22 protein-coding genes are annotated in these 14975 nt (G+C 40.5%); 7 read left to right on the plus strand and 15 right to left on the minus strand.

Annotation, left to right across the window (positions count from 1 at the left end; all coding sequences use genetic code 11):
• The first annotated feature begins 8 nt into the window (after positions 1 to 8).
• The 5 genes from pcnB to panC are packed head-to-tail and all read left to right on the plus strand — an operon-like array spanning position 9 to position 4285.
• Complete coding sequence (gene pcnB / locus ACUR5C_RS13445) at positions 9 to 1409, plus strand: polynucleotide adenylyltransferase PcnB (protein WP_454465689.1); 1401 nt, start codon at positions 9 to 11, stop codon at positions 1407 to 1409.
• Positions 1410 to 1416: 7 nt separating this feature from the next.
• The gene (gene folK, locus ACUR5C_RS13450; RefSeq protein ID WP_454465690.1) at positions 1417 to 1941 is read left to right on the plus strand and encodes a 2-amino-4-hydroxy-6-hydroxymethyldihydropteridine diphosphokinase; all 525 of its coding nucleotides are present in this window, start codon (positions 1417 to 1419) and stop codon (positions 1939 to 1941) included.
• Positions 1938 to 2588, plus strand: a complete 651-nt coding sequence (locus tag ACUR5C_RS13455) for a deoxynucleoside kinase (protein WP_454465691.1) — start codon at positions 1938 to 1940, stop codon at positions 2586 to 2588. The genes folK and ACUR5C_RS13455 overlap by 4 nt, the downstream gene beginning before the upstream one ends.
• 45 nt (positions 2589 to 2633) lie before the next feature.
• Positions 2634 to 3434 carry a 3-methyl-2-oxobutanoate hydroxymethyltransferase gene (panB, locus tag ACUR5C_RS13460; RefSeq protein WP_454465692.1) on the plus strand — a complete coding sequence of 267 codons (801 nt, stop codon included), beginning with the start codon at positions 2634 to 2636 and terminating at the stop codon, positions 3432 to 3434.
• 2 nt (positions 3435 to 3436) lie between these two features.
• Positions 3437 to 4285, plus strand: a complete 849-nt coding sequence (gene panC, locus ACUR5C_RS13465; RefSeq protein ID WP_454465693.1) for a pantoate--beta-alanine ligase — start codon at positions 3437 to 3439, stop codon at positions 4283 to 4285.
• 141 nt (positions 4286 to 4426) lie between these two features.
• Here panC and ACUR5C_RS13470 read toward each other — a convergent pair whose 3' ends face one another.
• Both ACUR5C_RS13470 and ACUR5C_RS13475 read right to left on the minus strand, forming a co-directional pair.
• Complete coding sequence (locus ACUR5C_RS13470) at positions 4427 to 5188, minus strand: complement resistance protein TraT (RefSeq protein ID WP_454465694.1); 762 nt, start codon at positions 5186 to 5188, stop codon at positions 4427 to 4429.
• 67 nt (positions 5189 to 5255) lie between these two features.
• Entirely contained in the window at positions 5256 to 5594 is a 339-nt protein-coding gene (locus ACUR5C_RS13475; protein WP_454465695.1) for a hypothetical protein, read from the minus strand.
• A gap of 532 nt (positions 5595 to 6126) precedes the next feature.
• Here ACUR5C_RS13475 and phaR point away from each other — a divergent pair.
• Positions 6127 to 6576, plus strand: coding sequence for a polyhydroxyalkanoate synthesis repressor PhaR (gene phaR, locus ACUR5C_RS13480; RefSeq protein WP_454465696.1), 450 nt, complete (start codon positions 6127 to 6129; stop codon positions 6574 to 6576).
• On the opposite strand, the gene ACUR5C_RS13485 is transcribed toward phaR, so the two are convergent.
• The 3 genes from ACUR5C_RS13485 to ACUR5C_RS13495 form a co-directional block, all read right to left on the minus strand.
• A complete protein-coding gene (locus ACUR5C_RS13485) occupies positions 6573 to 7313 on the minus strand; it encodes a DedA family protein (protein WP_454465697.1) in 741 nt (246 codons plus the stop codon). The two genes, phaR and ACUR5C_RS13485, sit on opposite strands and share 4 nt — an antisense overlap.
• A gap of 98 nt (positions 7314 to 7411) precedes the next feature.
• On the minus strand, positions 7412 to 7819 hold the full coding sequence (locus tag ACUR5C_RS13490) for a helix-turn-helix domain-containing protein (protein ID WP_454465698.1): 408 nt from the start codon (positions 7817 to 7819) through the stop codon (positions 7412 to 7414).
• Between the two features lie 9 nt (positions 7820 to 7828).
• Positions 7829 to 8092, minus strand: coding sequence for a hypothetical protein (locus ACUR5C_RS13495; protein ID WP_454465699.1), 264 nt, complete (start codon positions 8090 to 8092; stop codon positions 7829 to 7831).
• Positions 8093 to 8406: 314 nt separating this feature from the next.
• On the opposite strand from ACUR5C_RS13495, the gene ACUR5C_RS13500 reads away from it, so the two are divergent.
• Positions 8407 to 9177 carry a prolipoprotein diacylglyceryl transferase gene (locus ACUR5C_RS13500; protein WP_454465700.1) on the plus strand — a complete coding sequence of 257 codons (771 nt, stop codon included), beginning with the start codon at positions 8407 to 8409 and terminating at the stop codon, positions 9175 to 9177.
• Between the two features lie 33 nt (positions 9178 to 9210).
• On the opposite strand, the gene rplQ is transcribed toward ACUR5C_RS13500, so the two are convergent.
• The 10 genes from rplQ to rpsE all read right to left on the minus strand — a co-directional run bounded on the left by rplQ (position 9211) and on the right by rpsE (position 14967).
• The gene (rplQ, locus tag ACUR5C_RS13505; RefSeq protein WP_454465701.1) at positions 9211 to 9609 is read right to left on the minus strand and encodes a 50S ribosomal protein L17; all 399 of its coding nucleotides are present in this window, start codon (positions 9607 to 9609) and stop codon (positions 9211 to 9213) included.
• Positions 9610 to 9753: 144 nt separating this feature from the next.
• Positions 9754 to 10740 carry a DNA-directed RNA polymerase subunit alpha gene (locus ACUR5C_RS13510; RefSeq protein ID WP_454465702.1) on the minus strand — a complete coding sequence of 329 codons (987 nt, stop codon included), beginning with the start codon at positions 10738 to 10740 and terminating at the stop codon, positions 9754 to 9756.
• Between the two features lie 19 nt (positions 10741 to 10759).
• Positions 10760 to 11380, minus strand: a complete 621-nt coding sequence (rpsD, locus tag ACUR5C_RS13515; RefSeq protein ID WP_454465703.1) for a 30S ribosomal protein S4 — start codon at positions 11378 to 11380, stop codon at positions 10760 to 10762.
• A gap of 27 nt (positions 11381 to 11407) precedes the next feature.
• Complete coding sequence (gene rpsK, locus ACUR5C_RS13520; RefSeq protein ID WP_454465704.1) at positions 11408 to 11794, minus strand: 30S ribosomal protein S11; 387 nt, start codon at positions 11792 to 11794, stop codon at positions 11408 to 11410.
• A gap of 5 nt (positions 11795 to 11799) precedes the next feature.
• Positions 11800 to 12156 carry a 30S ribosomal protein S13 gene (gene rpsM / locus ACUR5C_RS13525; protein WP_454465705.1) on the minus strand — a complete coding sequence of 119 codons (357 nt, stop codon included), beginning with the start codon at positions 12154 to 12156 and terminating at the stop codon, positions 11800 to 11802.
• Positions 12157 to 12315: 159 nt separating this feature from the next.
• Positions 12316 to 12429 carry a 50S ribosomal protein L36 gene (gene rpmJ, locus ACUR5C_RS13530; RefSeq protein WP_454465706.1) on the minus strand — a complete coding sequence of 38 codons (114 nt, stop codon included), beginning with the start codon at positions 12427 to 12429 and terminating at the stop codon, positions 12316 to 12318.
• A gap of 47 nt (positions 12430 to 12476) precedes the next feature.
• The gene (gene secY / locus ACUR5C_RS13535) at positions 12477 to 13814 is read right to left on the minus strand and encodes a preprotein translocase subunit SecY (protein WP_454465707.1); all 1338 of its coding nucleotides are present in this window, start codon (positions 13812 to 13814) and stop codon (positions 12477 to 12479) included.
• 17 nt (positions 13815 to 13831) lie between these two features.
• Entirely contained in the window at positions 13832 to 14269 is a 438-nt protein-coding gene (gene rplO / locus ACUR5C_RS13540; protein ID WP_454465708.1) for a 50S ribosomal protein L15, read from the minus strand.
• Between the two features lie 2 nt (positions 14270 to 14271).
• On the minus strand, positions 14272 to 14442 hold the full coding sequence (gene rpmD, locus ACUR5C_RS13545) for a 50S ribosomal protein L30 (protein WP_454465709.1): 171 nt from the start codon (positions 14440 to 14442) through the stop codon (positions 14272 to 14274).
• Between the two features lie 18 nt (positions 14443 to 14460).
• A complete protein-coding gene (rpsE, locus tag ACUR5C_RS13550; RefSeq protein ID WP_454465710.1) occupies positions 14461 to 14967 on the minus strand; it encodes a 30S ribosomal protein S5 in 507 nt (168 codons plus the stop codon).
• Positions 14968 to 14975 lie beyond the last annotated feature (8 nt).

Raw genomic sequence — 14975 nt, forward strand, 5'->3', positions numbered from 1 at the left:
AAATAATAATGATAAAAAAAATATGGAACAAAGTCTTTAACTCACCGAAACATTCGGTGAGTTCAACTCCACCTAAAGTGCTCAGCCGAGAGCAGCACTGTGTTTCTCGTAAGAACATTAGTCGGAACGCCCTAAAAGTACTACACCGATTAAATGGCGAAGGCTTTCAAGCCTATTTAGTTGGCGGAGGAGTGAGAGATTTATTATTAGGTCTTTCACCTAAAGACTTTGATATTGCAACCGACGCAACCCCAGAACAAGTTGCAAAAATATTCCGTAACAGTCGCTTAATAGGGCGACGCTTTAAGTTGGCACACATACTTTTTGGAAGAGAAGTAATTGAAGTTGCGACCTTTAGAGCTTCGCATGAAGAGTCTTCTAGTATTCATGCCAAAACTAGCGCGCAAGGTATGTTAGTAAGAGACAACGTTTATGGCAACCTAGAGCAAGATGCCTACCGACGCGACTTTACTGTAAACGCGCTGTATTATTGCGCTAAAGATTTTACCATTCACGATTTTACTGGTGGGTTAGCTGATCTTGAAAAGCGTCAACTACGACTTATTGGCGATCCAATCAAGCGTTATCAAGAAGATCCGGTAAGAATTTTACGCGCCATAAGGCTGTCGTGTAAGCTAGGGTTAACCATTGAAAAAACGACTCTAGCGCCAATTAAAGATCTTGCCGAAATGCTCGGTCACGTATCACCGGCAAGACTTTGGGATGAGTCTTCTAAACTTTTATTAGCTGGATATGCTCAGTCAACTTGGACACAACTAGTCAAGCTTGGTATTGCGAAACATTTATTTGCGCAAACTATTTCTGCCCTGAATGACACAGCGAATAAGTCACCACAATCGCAATTAGCAGCGACGAGTTTTAAGCACTTTATCGATGCAGCGTTAAACAGCACCGATAATAGAATCGCTCAATCTAAGCCAGTTACTCCGGCATTTTTATTCGCCGTATTTTTATGGCAACCGTTACAAAACCTTACCAAACAATTAATTCACAAAGGCTTATTACCTTACGAAGCTGCCCAAAAAGCCGCCGTTAGAGTAGTCGATATTCAGCGACAATCGATAGCGATCCCAAAACGGTTTTCGCTTGTTGCCAAAGAAATTTGGGCCATGCAGAATCGCTTAGAATTTCCCAAAAAACGCGCAGTAGAAGGTATTTTACAAAACCCAAGGTTTAGAGCCGCTTACGACTTCTTGTGCTTGCGAGCCGGCGACGAAGCGCATTTAAAAGCAATGGCTGATTGGTGGACAGAAATTCAAACTGCGTCACCAGAAAAAAAACATAAAATGATAAAACAGTTACAATCAGCACAGCCCAAAAGCAGCAAAAAAAATAAACGCAAAAAGGCGTATCGCCCTAGAAAAAAAACCAACCAAAGTGATCAATAGTCGCCTAATGAGCCTTCAAGATTTAGCATCAACTAGTTCAAAAGATGAGCATTGGAAGCGCGCTTATATTGGCCTTGGCGCAAATCTAAATCACCCAAAAAAACAGCTCCAGCAGGCGCTAATAGCGATACAAGCCATCCCTAAAACTCGCCTAATTAAAACCTCAAGCTTTTTTCAAAGCGACCCCATGGGGCCACAAAACCAGCCCGACTTTGTCAATGCTGTCGCTTTAATAGAAACGCAACTAACACCATTAGACTTGTTAGACAGTTTACAGTCTATTGAGCAGACTCAAGGTCGCGTTCGTAAAAAAGATCGCTGGGGGCCGCGCACTTTAGATTTAGATATATTAATATTTGAACAGCTCGACATAAACACTGAGCGTTTAACCGTACCGCATTACGGCTTATACGAACGACCATTTGTACTAATACCATTGCATGAGATTGAACCATTGCTTATATTACCTAATCAGCAAAGCCTAAGCGATCGAGTAAACCAAATTGACAAGCAGGGGTTACAAAAACTTTGAGTACCGAATCGAGTAACAAATCATTTATCGCTATAGAAGGCCCTATAGGTGTTGGCAAAACAACTTTGGCTAATAAACTGGCTCAGTCGCTGCAAGGTGAGCTGGTTTTAGAAAGCGCGACCGAAAACCCTTTTTTAGAAAAGTTTTATCAAGATCCCAAAGCAGGCGCCCTTCCCGCGCAACTGTTTTTTCTATTTCAAAGAACTCAGCAGCTAAAAGAGCTGATTCAAACGGATATGTTTATCCAACACAGAGTCGCCGACTACTTAATGGAAAAAGATCGACTCTTTGCACGAGTAACTTTAAATCAAGATGAGTTAAACCTTTACGAGCAGGTTTATCAAAACTTAACTATCGATGCACCAAAACCTGACTTGGTTATTTATTTACAAGCTCCAGTCGATGTTTTGCTCAAGCGTATTCGGCAGCGCGGTGTCAATATGGAGTTTTCTATTTCCCAGGAATATTTAGATAAATTAAGCGAGGCTTATACTGACTTTTTCCATTATTATGACAGTTCACCGCTTTTAATAGTGAATGCAAGCGGCATTGATCTGGTTAATAATGAGCAACACTATAACCAGCTTCTCGAACGCATTGAAAATACCACCAGCGGCAGACATTACTTTAACCCTAGCGCTATTTAGCCAGAAAGTTAGCTAACTTTTTATTTACTCAGGACGGCCAATGCTATGTCAAAACAAACTTTACACAGTTTATTTGAGCTAAAAAAAAGCCAAGACCCCATCGCGGTACTCACCGCCTATGACGCAACCTTTGCCCAGTTAATCGATAATGCAGGAATCGAAGTTATTTTGGTCGGTGACTCACTCGGCATGGTAATTCAAGGCCACGCTTCGACGGTTCCAGTCACCATGCAAGATATGGTTTATCATACTCAAGCGGTCGCACGCGGCAATAAAAATGCGCTGATTGTCAGTGACTTACCTTATATGAGCTACGCAAATGTCGATACGACTTTAAGTAATGCTGCAGCGCTAATGCAAGCCGGAGCTAATATGGTTAAGTTAGAGGGAGGCGAATGGCTCTTGTCTAGTGTAACCCAGCTTTCTCAACGGGGAATTCCTGTTTGCGCTCACCTAGGACTTACGCCACAGTCAGTTGATGCGCTAGGCGGATATAAAGTCCAGGGTCGTAATAGTGCACAAGCCAAGCAAATATTGAAAGACGCCTTAGCCTTAGAAAACGCGGGAGCTAGTATGCTAGTGTTAGAATGTGTGCCGCAGGAGCTTGCGAGTAAAATTACTCAAAAATTAACGATTCCAACCATTGGCATAGGTGCAGGAAACCAAACCGACGGTCAGGTTTTAGTTTTGCAGGATATGTTAGGACTTAACCCGAGTTTTCAGCCCAAATTTGTTAAAAACTTTATGCTAGAGCCAGATATTCAGTCAGTTGAAGATGCCATAAAAAGGTACGTTCAAGAAGTGAAGTCGCGACAATTTCCAACTACCCAACATAGTTTTAACTAACGATGAAAATTTACCAATCGCCACGCGAGTTACAAGCGACGCTTATTTCTCTTAAAAAACAAGGCAAAACTATCGCTTTTGCGCCGACTATGGGTAACTTGCATGCGGGCCATTTATCTTTAATTGAAATAGCTAAAAGCCATGCAGATATTGTGGTCTCAAGTATTTTTGTTAACCCCAAACAATTTGGCCCCAATGAAGACTTCGATAGTTATCCGCGTACTTTAGAACGCGACATTGAATTGTTAACTAAGCAAGGCTGCGACATTTTATTCACTCCAAGTATTCAAGCCATCTACCCACTTGGTGAACAAGCACATACTCGCGTCACCACCCCTCGACTGACACAGCATTTATGCGGTGCAAGCCGCCCTACTCATTTTGAGGGCGTAACTACAATTGTTAACATTTTATTTAATATTGTTCAGCCAGATGTCGCCATTTTTGGAAAAAAAGATTACCAACAACTGAAAGTCATAGAGGCGATGTGCCAAGATTTACTGATTCCCATAAAAATCCTTGGGGCAGAAATTAGTAGAGAAGCAGATGGCTTAGCATTAAGTTCACGTAATTCATTTTTAAGTGAAAGCCAAAGAAAAGTTGCCCCGTTACTTAGAAAAACCTTATTAACTGCAAAACAAGAATTAATGAGAGGCAAAGGTATCCATGAGGTGGTGGCAATATCTTGTGAGCAGTTAAGCCAAGCGGGTTTTAAAATAGACTACTTCGAAGTAGTTTGTCGTGACAATTTCGAACCGGCGAGTAATGATGATAAACAATTACTGATTGCAGCAGCGGCTTGGTTAGGAACGCCTCGACTTATTGATAATATTGAAGTCTCTTTATCCTAAACTTGTCATCAAAAAATATGACTATTGTCTCAATAAAAAATGCCCAACTAGGTTGAGCATTTTTTAGCTTGAAGTGATTTATTAATCAATCAAACATTCCTTTAAGCATCGGTTCGCTTAGCGACTGATAACCCGAATAAACTAGAAAAAACCTGCCATAGCGTAAGCGGTTTTCTTAAACATTAAGTCTACCGCGTCAACTAAGTCAAGATTTGCTTGGTTTGCCGTAGTCACAATGCGAGTTCTGTATTCTTTCTTATTGCCGGCTTCAGAATAAGTTTGTCGGCTTGTGCCATTATCAGAAATTTGGCTATCAACTTGACTGTCAGTTCTTACAATAACGCCATTGGCTGCTTTTTCTTTAATTTGAACATCGGCAACTAGCATATAGGTTACATCTTTAACTAACGCGCCAGAAATTAAGTCTGCGGCACCGCCAACGAGACCTCCGGCAACCGCACCGTTAAATCGGTTACTATCATTTGCTACTGCACCTACTGCTGCACCCGCGGCAACTGAACCAACGTAACCTCTACCTAACGCTCTTTGCGCAGCTGAAGGTGAAGCTTTTTCTAAATTTAAAACATACACTAACATTTGAAACTGAGCTTGCTCTGGGTCGTCGGTGATCCGATAGCCTGAGCCATTAGATTGAGTAAACTGGTTAACTACAAATTGTTTAAACTTATTTCTATCAAACTCCATCACACCACTTCTAATATCAACGTATATAGTCCTTTTATCTCTCGCGACAGGATCAACAAATACCGCAGTGCTTGTTTTGGTTTGAACGTCCAGATCTTTTTTAGATAACATTGTATGTGTAGCCGCACATCCAGCAAGCACGCTAAATATAATAGCCACTAGGGTGGTTTTTACTAAAATTAAAAGGTTCTGCTTCATGTAACTCTCCTTAGTGCACCGTTTAATGAGTGCGAATTTCAAAATAATTTAAATGGGTAAATACTAACTACCAATAGCGTCCGTAATAATGACGATGGTAACGACAAGACTGATACTGGTTCCAGCCGTATTGATAGATATCGGCACAGGTATATCCTTTGCGCCAATACTTGGGTGGTTTTGTTTGCGGCTGTTGTTGCTTTTTAAGCGATTCTTGAATATAAGCTTTTATTTTCTTTTCATCTTCTACAGAGAAAACTTTCTCCATAACTTCTGCATTGAGCTTTTTTTGCATTTCGGCAATACTTTCAGCGTTAAATGCAATGACAGGTGTACTCGCGAGAGTAATGGCACAAGTAAAAATAAAAAAAATCAAGTTTGGAATGTAAGCTGGCTTGGTTGGCATAGTGAAAATCCTATTTCAAAAAAATCCCTGATTTAGCTATTTAAAGCACTGAATATCTCGTTTTTCAGACTGGTGACACATTGGTTGTCGCATTAAATATGCAGCGAATGTTATCTTAATCACCCGCTCAATAAAACTGTAATAGCGTGAACTCAATCGCAATTCTTGCAATTTAAAGATTCAATACACAGCGATAAAAAGCGTTCAATTGATCCATCAGCGTTATTCGAAACCCCATACACAAACCTCATGATTAGTTTCTAGTGCTGAACTTTAGACAGCATTAAGTTACTTATTCCTAAGCTATTAAAGTAAATACTCACTTATTATACTCGACAACAATAAGATTTAAGTTAACTATCCTGGTCAAAAAAGCATCAAATAATCTTAAATATGGATACGCTTTTGGTTGTTTTTTAACACGATATCTTGGTACACTCGATTGCAGCAGATTTCAAATAACTATAATGCCTAACGCTGGGGAGCATGCCAAGCGGACTAAATCGGGCCTAAAATAAAGGATCTAATCAGTATGTCAGATATTAGAGTTATCAAGAAGTACCCCAACCGCCGCTTGTACGACACCACTAAAAGCAGCTATATAACTCTAACTGATATTAAAAAACTGGTTATGTCATATAGCGAATTTAAAGTTGTAGACGCTAAAACTGGTGAAGACTTAACCCGTTGCACTCTCATGCAGATTATTGCCGAGTCAGAATCTAATGGGCAACCTTTGTTAACAACCGAGATTCTGCAAGAATTTGTGCGTTTTTATGGTGACTCTATGCAGGCCATGATGAGCCGCTTTTTAGAGCATAGTATTAAACATTTTATGGAAAAACGCGCCGGCTTAAAGAGCCCTTTAAATACTATTCTAGGGGCCAACCCCGTGTCTCTTATGCAAAGTATCGCTGAACAGAATATTGACTCTTGGCAAACGAAAAGCACTAATTCAACTAAAAAGCGCTCTGTACTTTAAGCGATAATTTTACTCCAAACGAGTGTGAGTACTTGGTTTAAGGTCTCTAAATAAGATGATCGGACTAGAATAATTGATACCGTTAAAGCGACACTCATTGACAGAAACGCATTGAGCAGTTTGGTCTTATCTATATTAGGCTGAGCAAAAGCTTTTATTAAACACCTAATTGCAGCAACACCAAAGCCTGCAATTGCTATGATAAACAGTCCTAAAACCGCCACAACCTCACTTTCAATAGTCACTGCAGCACCCACCAGCATTCCCGGCACAAGATATAAAGGCGCCCAAAATAAACCAGAGATCACATTGACCCAAAAGAATTGCTGGCTATTCATTTTAGCAATGCCCGCGACTAAAGGAATAACCGCTCGAGTAGGGCCAAAAAAACGCCCTAAAAATACGCCATAAATGCCATAACGATCAAAAAATCGAGTAGAACGCTCAACCCAAATTTTATGAGACTGAAACCACTTTGTAGACAATATTTGCGCCTGATAATTCCGGCCAAGCAGAAAGCTGCCCCACTCTCCGATAACAGCACCAAGATAAGCAGCAATAACGATGGGTTGGAAACTTATCACATCGGCTCCGATTAATGCGCCAACTCCAACTAACAATGCCCAACCTGGAACTAATACACCTATCACTGCGACAGACTCTAAAAACGCTATTAAAAATATAATAAACGGTGCCCACGCAGCATTTTCTTGAATGAAATTAAGCAGAGTATCCAATTAACTTTCTTATTTTTGGCAACAAAAAAGAATATTAACACTGAAATTAATAAGGATTAACTTTTAATTGAATTACTTTTAAGCTGGAGTTTTTAATGTCACGCATCAATAAATACGTTTGGAGATACTTTAAAGCGCCTTGCTAGCTCTTTAACGTGCCTAATGGTCAACGAACGCTTCCCATTTAAAATTTCCGATACAACGCCTTGGCTTCCTACTTCTTTTAATTCCGACTGCTTCAATCCATGGAGCTTAATCAAATACCGTAACGCGTATAATGCATTTTCTTGACGGGTTATAATATAACGATCTTCGTATTCTTTAGCCGCGGTCCCCATTGCCTTTATCAGTGAAGCCAAAGGACTTTTAGGGCGATTCTCGACTAGCCGAATGGCATCTTCGAGATTTTTCAATAAGGTTTCATAATCATTTGGATTAGTCGGAGTTTCCACCACTGGCGCTACGGCACTCCAATGCTGAACGGCTTTTTGTAATGCTTCATGCATAGTACTCTCCTAGCTCTTCCCTGGTTGAATAGATTTAATTAGTGCGACTTGTGCTTCAAAGTTAATTAAAGTGTGGACCATCAGAGTGGTTTCGGGCAATGGAAATCGATATTCGTTTTTATAGTTTTGAATATTCCCAAAGGTCTCTTTTAACGATGACTCGTTAAAAAACTCTCCATTAGAAAGAATTTGTAGCCAACCGTTAAGATGACCGTCGGCACTGGGGTATTTTTCTTGTGCATCTCTAACTTTGTTCATTGCAACAACTTGCATTTAAATTCCTTCTTATTAAAACTCAGTAGATTGTGTTTTGGCCTTTGGTTTTACCACTCTTTATAACAATTAGCGTTTACGCTTATCTAGTATAAATTGAATAGTTAACAAATGACGTCCAAAGTTCCTATATGTAATAAAATTCTATACTACGTCTGTATTATAACCACTAAAAACTAATGATACGGTTAATTATAGTCCTATAACGCGTTAAAATTTGTGACTTGGCTAACGCTTAAGTACAAAGCAACTTTAAATTAGGTTAAAGTTAAACTAGTCGAATGATTTTTTACAAACCAACGAGCCCTATCACAATGTATCCATATATTATTCAAACCAACAGTTTTACTCTAGGTAGTTATGGGTTAATGTTGGCAATTGCTTACTTGGTTGGTCGAGCACTATTTTTAAACAGAATACAAAAGAACTTTAGCCAGTCACTGAATACAGAGTTGTATATCATAGGTTTGTTAGTGTTTGGCGTATTAGGCGCTAAACTATTATTTATTTTAAAAAATCCTGATCGTGTTGATAGTAGCGACTTAATAAATCTATTTAGCAGTACCGGTTTTTCTAGCCAAGGCGCTTTGATTGCTGCACTTATCGTAACATTTGTGTTTGCCACCATTAACAAAATTTCTTTTGCCAAACTTTTAGACAGTGCTTCGGTACCAGCAATTGCAGCTTACGCCATTGCCCGAGTTGGATGCTTTTTGGCAGGCGACGACTGTTTTGGCAAACAAACCGACTTAATATGGGGCATGGCTTTTAGCCAAGGTATTGAACCGACTTACCATCCCGTTCACCCAGTTCCTCTTTACGAATTTATTTATTCTATTGGCATTTTAAAAATACTTAATGTTATTGAGACTAAATCAACGCCGCCATACTCGGTGTTTTTTAGCTTGTTAGGGCTATGGGGGTTATGTCGCTTTTTGGTCGAATTTGTTAGTAGCAACCCAGTCAAGCTATGGGGAATGACAGGCTCACAGCTTGGCGCCTGTTTGATGTTAATAGCCGCGCTAATCTATTTTTTCAAACAAGGCTTGCCATCGATAAATAACAGGCAAAAAAAAGCCGGATAAAATCCGGCTAAAAATTTTTAAACTCTTTGAAGCTTATTCTTCAACTGCTTCTACTTCATCTTCTTCGTCAATTACTGGTCTATCGACTAACTCTACATAAGCTACCGGCGCTTTATCACCAGCTCTAAAGCCAGCTTTAATGATACGCACATAACCACCTGGACGCTCTTGGAAACGCGGACCAAGCTCATCAAATAACTTTCCTACAGCAGCTTTGCTGCGAGTACGTGAGAAAGCTAAACGACGGTTAGCAACAGAATCTTCCTTTGCTAACGTAATTAGTGGCTCAACAACACGACGTAGCTCTTTAGCTTTAGCTACAGTTGTTTTGATAAGCTCATGCTCAATAAGAGAAACAGACATGTTGCGAAACATTGCCTGACGATGACTAGAATTTCTATTTAATTGACGACCACTTTGACGATGACGCATGGTAAATTACCTTTCTTTATTACCAGCCTGCAATAGTACTGGTATTCTTTGGTTTATGTTATTGGCGGTTTAACCGCTATTTAAAACAACAAAACCCCGTTCTTTAAAGAACAGGGCCATGCTGATACTTTACAAAACTGAAACTTAAGCTTCGTCTAAAATGCTTGACGGAGGCCAGTTTTCTAAACGCATACCTAGAGACAATCCGCGTGAAGCCAAAACGTCTTTAATTTCAGTAAGTGATTTCTTACCAAGATTAGGCGTTTTCAATAACTCAACTTCGGTACGTTGGATTAAGTCACCGATATAGTGAATATTTTCAGTTTTTAAGCAGTTAGCACTACGTACGGTTAACTCTAAATCGTCAACTGGACGTAATAAGATAGGATCAACCTCTGGCTCTTCCTTCTCTGGCTCTGCTTGTTTTTCATCTTTTAAGTCAACAAATGCTGCTAACTGCTGCTGCAAGATAGTCGCACATCGACGAATCGCTTCTTCTGGCTCAATAGTGCCATTAGTCTCTAAGTCGATAACTAATTTATCTAAATTAGTGCGTTGTTCTACTCGAGCAGAGTCAACTACGTAAGAAACTCGTTGAATAGGACTGAAAGATGCATCTAATTGCAGTCTTCCAATGCTCATATCTTCGTCTTCATTCTTCTTACGTAATGCTGCTGGCTCATAACCACGGCCTTTCTTAACGATAAGGCGCATGCTCAGAGAACCTTTCTTAGTCAATGTCGCAATGTGGTGTTGTGGATTAACAATTTCAACGCCTGCTTGCTCTTCAATATCCGCTGCGGTCACAGGACCTTCGCCAGTTTTCTGAAGAATCAATGTTGCCTCGTCTTTGTCTTCTAACTTTATTGCTAAACCTTTAAGGTTTAGCAATATATCAATAACGTCTTCTTTAACACTCTCAATCGTAGTGTATTCGTGAAGTACGCCGTCGATTTCCACTTCAACAACTGCACAACCTGGCATTGATGAAAGTAAAATTCTACGTAGTGAGTTACCTAAAGTATGCCCAAAGCCTCTTTCGAAAGGCTCTAAAACAACTTTAGCTTTACGCTCACCCAGATTTTCCACTTTGATCTGACGCGGCGTCAGAAGCTCAGTGACATTGCCCATAAATAATCCTCTTCAAGTGTTACTTGGAGTATAATTCCACTATTAGATTTTCATTGATATCAGATGGTAAATCAGAACGCTCAGGCGCATTCTTAAAAGTCCCTTCCATCTTCTTCTCATCAACTTCGACCCATACTGGACGCTCTTTCTGTGAAGCTAATTCTAACGCAGCTACAATACGAGCTTGAGTCTTAGACTTTTCTCGAATTGAAATAACGTCTGTTGCAGCAACCTTGTAAGAAGGAATATTTACCGTTTGACCATTAACTAAAATAGCTTTATGGCTTACAAGTTGGCGAGCTTCAGAACGTGTCGAAGCAAAACCCATACGGTATACAACATTATCCAAACGTGATTCTAAAAGCTGAAGCAAGTTTTCACCTGTAGCACCTTTAAGGCGCGCAGCTTCTTTATAATAGTTACGGAATTGCTTCTCTAAAACGCCATAAATACGTCTTACTTTTTGCTTTTCACGTAATTGAAGACCATAGTCCGAGAGGCGAGTTCTACGCGCGCCATGAAACCCCGGAGGTTGATCAATTTTACATTTATCCTCAATAGCACGAACGCCGCTTTTCAGCATTAAATCTACGCCTTCGCGACGTGCTAACTTGAGTTTAGGTCCAATATATCTTGCCATCTGTTAATTCTCCAGCAATGCCTAAAGTTACACGCGTCGCTTTTTAGGCGGACGACAACCATTGTGTGGGATCGGCGTAACATCAGTGATGTTAGTGATCTTGAAGCCAGCTGCATTTAATGCACGTACTGCTGATTCACGACCAGGTCCAGGGCCCTTCACGAATACTTCCATATTCTTCATGCCCATCTCTTTAACCATTTCCGCAACGCGGTCAGCAGCAACCTGGGCTGCAAATGGAGTACTTTTACGCGAACCTCTAAAACCAGAACCACCAGCAGTAGCCCAAGCAAGCGCGTTACCTTGACGGTCAGTAACGGTCACGATAGTGTTATTGAATGACGCATGGATATGAGCCATTCCATCAACTACGTGCTTTTTGACCTTTTTACGAGAACGAGGTGTTTTTGCCATAGTTACTATCTCTTAATTGGTTTACGCGGGCCTTTACGGGTCCGTGCATTGGTTTTGGTGCGCTGCCCACGAACTGGTAGACTTCTTCTGTGGCGGATCCCACGGAAGCAACCTAAGTCCATTAAGCGTTTAATATTCATTGACACTTCACGACGTAAATCACCTTCAACAGTGAATTTAGCGACTTCTGTACGAAGTGACTCTATTTCCGATTCAGCAAGGTCTTTGACCTTGCGGCTTTCTTCAATACCCGCGTTTGCACAAATTTGTTGTGCGCGTGTACGTCCGATGCCGTAAATTGCAGTTAAAGCAATCACCGAATGCTTATTAACTGGAATGTTAATACCAGCGATACGGGCCATCTAACTAACTCCCAAATTTCAGTTTCAAAAACTTTTGCCTAGTAAAATTACATTACCTTGCAAAAAGGCGCGACATAATAGCCTTGAAACGATTAAAAATCAACCTGTTAACGTAATTTGTAATCTCTAACTAAAAGATATGCTAAGGAAGTCCTTTAATTAACCCTGACGCTGTTTATGGCGAGGGTCAGTACAAATCACTCTTACACTACCGTTTCTGCGAATAACTTTACATTCACGGCAGATTTTTTTAACAGAAGCTCGAACTTTCATTGTCGTACTCCAAATTCTAGAGAACGCTCAGAACTAAGGCCTTGCGGCTACTTAACACCTGATGTTCCGTAGTTTTTAAAATTGGCCTTTTTCAATACTGACTCATAATTTCTAGAAATTAAGTGCGCTTGTACTTGAGACATAAAGTCCATAATTACAACCACAATAATCAGTAACGAAGTTCCACCGAAGTAGAAAGGCACTTGCCAAAATAAAATCATAAACTCAGGTAATAGACACACTGCAGTAATATAAACCGCACCGACCAAAGTTAAACGAGTCATAACTTTATCAATATATTTGGAGGTTTGCTCTCCAGGACGAATCCCAGGAATAAACGCACCAGATTTCTTTAACTGATCAGCTGTATCGCGAGGATTGTAAACTAATGCAGTATAGAAAAAACAGAAGAACATAATGCCAGCGCCATAAACTAAGATATATAGCGGATTACCTGGTTGCATTTGTTGAGCAACATTTTGTAACCACAGCATGTCATCGCCAGCACTTGCGCCTACCCATTGAGCAATAGTGCCAGGGAACAGAATGATACTAGAAGCAAATATCGCAGGAATAACCCCCGCCATGTTTACTTTTAGCGGCAAATGCGAAGACTGCGCTTGATACATTCTTCGACCTTGTTGCTTTTGTGCATAATTAACAACGATACGTCTTTGACCGCGCTCCATAAACACAACGAAAGCGGTAACCAAAAGGACAACAGCGAAAATAAGCAATAATGCTAAGAATTGGATATCCCCAGTTTTAGCTTGCTCAAAAGTTTGTCCAATTGCTGTAGGTAACCCTGCAACAATACCAATAAATATTAGTACTGAAATTCCGTTACCTATACCACGTTCATTAATTTGCTCACCAAGCCACATTAAGAACATTGTACCGGTCACTAAGCTGACAATTGCACCAAAGTAAAAAGAGAAGTCAGGGTTTGGCACCAAATTTGGCATCAAGTTTGGAAAATTAGTCGCAATACCTACTGCTTGTAAACAAGCAAGAACAAACGTTAAGTAACGAGTGTATTGGTTTATTTTGCGTCTACCTGCTTCACCTTCTTTTTTAATTTCTTGTAACTTAGGCTCTACAAAGCTCATTACTTGCAAAATAATAGATGCAGTAATATAAGGCATAATACCTAAAGCGAACACACTGGCTCGCTCTAGTGCTCCACCAGAAAAAACGTTAAAAAGCGCTAAAATCGTACCCGATTGCTGGTCCATCAACTGCGCTAAAATAGCGGGGTCGATACCAGGAACAGGCACAAAAGAGCCTAAACGAAAAATAACAATTGCAGTAAGCACAAACAGCAAACGCTGTTTGAGCTCTGATAAACCACCGCTTGATTTCTTTTCTACTGGAGCTTTAGCCATTATTTATACAAACCTTGTTACGCTTGAACCTTTCCACCAGCTGCTTCGATAGCCGCTTGTGCACCTTTGGTTACTCGAACACCGTCACCAACGTTGACAGCACGGTCAATAGAACCAGACAACATAACTTTAACTTGCTGAATGTTTTTATTGATAAGTCCTGCAGCGCGCAGCGATAATAAATCAACCGCATCACCTTCAACTTTATTTAGTTCACCAAGACGAACTTCAGCAGAAACCAAAGATTTTCTTGAAGTAAAACCAAACTTCGGTAAACGCTGTTTCAAAGGCATTTGACCACCTTCAAAACCAGGCTTAACTTTACCACCTGAACGAGATTTCAAACCCTTGTGGCCACGGCCACAAGTTTTGCCTAAAGTTGAGCCAATACCACGACCAACACGCTTCGCAGGCTTTCTCGAACCTTCAGCTGGACTAAGAGTATTTAAACGCATGATTAGTCCTCCACTCGGATCATATAGTTAACAGTATTCACCATTCCGCGAGTTGAAGGTGTGTCTTCAACTTCAACAGTATGGCCAATTCGACGCAACCCTAGGCCCATCAAACATGCTTTATGATTCTTTAAGCGACCGTTTGAAGATTTAACCTGTGTTACTTTCATCATTTTTTTAGCAGCCATGGTTTACTCCATAATCTCTGCAACAGACAAACCACGTTTTGACGCAACAGACTCTGGAGAGAACATGTCGCCTAAACCGCGGATAGTCGCGCGAACGATATTGATTGGATTAGTCGAACCAATGCTTTTAGCCAAAACATTTTCAACGCCAACTACTTCAAACACAGAGCGCATTGCGCCACCAGCGATAATTCCTGTACCAGGAGATGCTGGTTGCATATAAACTTTAGATGCACCATGGTTTGCAGTAATAGGATGCTGCAATGTGTGACCGTCTTTTAGATCAATCTGGATCATGTTTCGACGCGCTTGCTCCATTGCTTTTTGGATTGCTGCAGGCACTTCACGTGCTTTACCGCGTCCAAAACCAACTTTGCCGTTGCCGTCGCCAACTACCGTTAAAGCAGTGAATGAAAAGATTCGTCCACCCTTAACCACTTTAGATACACGGTTAACGTTGACTAACTTTTCCACTAACCCTTCGGTGTTATTTGCTTCTTGTCTAGCCATTTTTCAAC

It is taken from the genome of Aliikangiella aequoris, assembly GCF_053709105.1.

What these genes read in the sequence shown, in the direction of transcription:
- ACUR5C_RS13495 (WP_454465699.1), bottom strand. Translation starts at nt 8,092, where the DNA reads ATGCAAGTTGTTGCAATGAACAAAGTTAGAGATGCACAAGAAAAATAC.
- folK (WP_454465690.1), top strand. Translation starts at nt 1,417, where the DNA reads ATGAGCCTTCAAGATTTAGCATCAACTAGTTCAAAAGATGAGCATTGG.
- phaR (WP_454465696.1), top strand. Translation starts at nt 6,127, where the DNA reads ATGTCAGATATTAGAGTTATCAAGAAGTACCCCAACCGCCGCTTGTAC.
- ACUR5C_RS13475 (WP_454465695.1), bottom strand. Translation starts at nt 5,594, where the DNA reads ATGCCAACCAAGCCAGCTTACATTCCAAACTTGATTTTTTTTATTTTT.
- rpsD (WP_454465703.1), bottom strand. Translation starts at nt 11,380, where the DNA reads ATGGCAAGATATATTGGACCTAAACTCAAGTTAGCACGTCGCGAAGGC.
- rpsM (WP_454465705.1), bottom strand. Translation starts at nt 12,156, where the DNA reads ATGGCCCGTATCGCTGGTATTAACATTCCAGTTAATAAGCATTCGGTG.
- rpsE (WP_454465710.1), bottom strand. Translation starts at nt 14,967, where the DNA reads ATGGCTAGACAAGAAGCAAATAACACCGAAGGGTTAGTGGAAAAGTTA.
- panB (WP_454465692.1), top strand. Translation starts at nt 2,634, where the DNA reads ATGTCAAAACAAACTTTACACAGTTTATTTGAGCTAAAAAAAAGCCAA.
- panC (WP_454465693.1), top strand. Translation starts at nt 3,437, where the DNA reads ATGAAAATTTACCAATCGCCACGCGAGTTACAAGCGACGCTTATTTCT.
- rpmJ (WP_454465706.1), bottom strand. Translation starts at nt 12,429, where the DNA reads ATGAAAGTTCGAGCTTCTGTTAAAAAAATCTGCCGTGAATGTAAAGTT.
- ACUR5C_RS13490 (WP_454465698.1), bottom strand. Translation starts at nt 7,819, where the DNA reads ATGCATGAAGCATTACAAAAAGCCGTTCAGCATTGGAGTGCCGTAGCG.
- ACUR5C_RS13500 (WP_454465700.1), top strand. Translation starts at nt 8,407, where the DNA reads ATGTATCCATATATTATTCAAACCAACAGTTTTACTCTAGGTAGTTAT.
- pcnB (WP_454465689.1), top strand. Translation starts at nt 9, where the DNA reads ATGATAAAAAAAATATGGAACAAAGTCTTTAACTCACCGAAACATTCG.
- secY (WP_454465707.1), bottom strand. Translation starts at nt 13,814, where the DNA reads ATGGCTAAAGCTCCAGTAGAAAAGAAATCAAGCGGTGGTTTATCAGAG.
- rpsK (WP_454465704.1), bottom strand. Translation starts at nt 11,794, where the DNA reads ATGGCAAAAACACCTCGTTCTCGTAAAAAGGTCAAAAAGCACGTAGTT.
- ACUR5C_RS13470 (WP_454465694.1), bottom strand. Translation starts at nt 5,188, where the DNA reads ATGAAGCAGAACCTTTTAATTTTAGTAAAAACCACCCTAGTGGCTATT.
- rpmD (WP_454465709.1), bottom strand. Translation starts at nt 14,442, where the DNA reads ATGATGAAAGTAACACAGGTTAAATCTTCAAACGGTCGCTTAAAGAAT.
- rplQ (WP_454465701.1), bottom strand. Translation starts at nt 9,609, where the DNA reads ATGCGTCATCGTCAAAGTGGTCGTCAATTAAATAGAAATTCTAGTCAT.
- rplO (WP_454465708.1), bottom strand. Translation starts at nt 14,269, where the DNA reads ATGCGTTTAAATACTCTTAGTCCAGCTGAAGGTTCGAGAAAGCCTGCG.
- ACUR5C_RS13510 (WP_454465702.1), bottom strand. Translation starts at nt 10,740, where the DNA reads ATGGGCAATGTCACTGAGCTTCTGACGCCGCGTCAGATCAAAGTGGAA.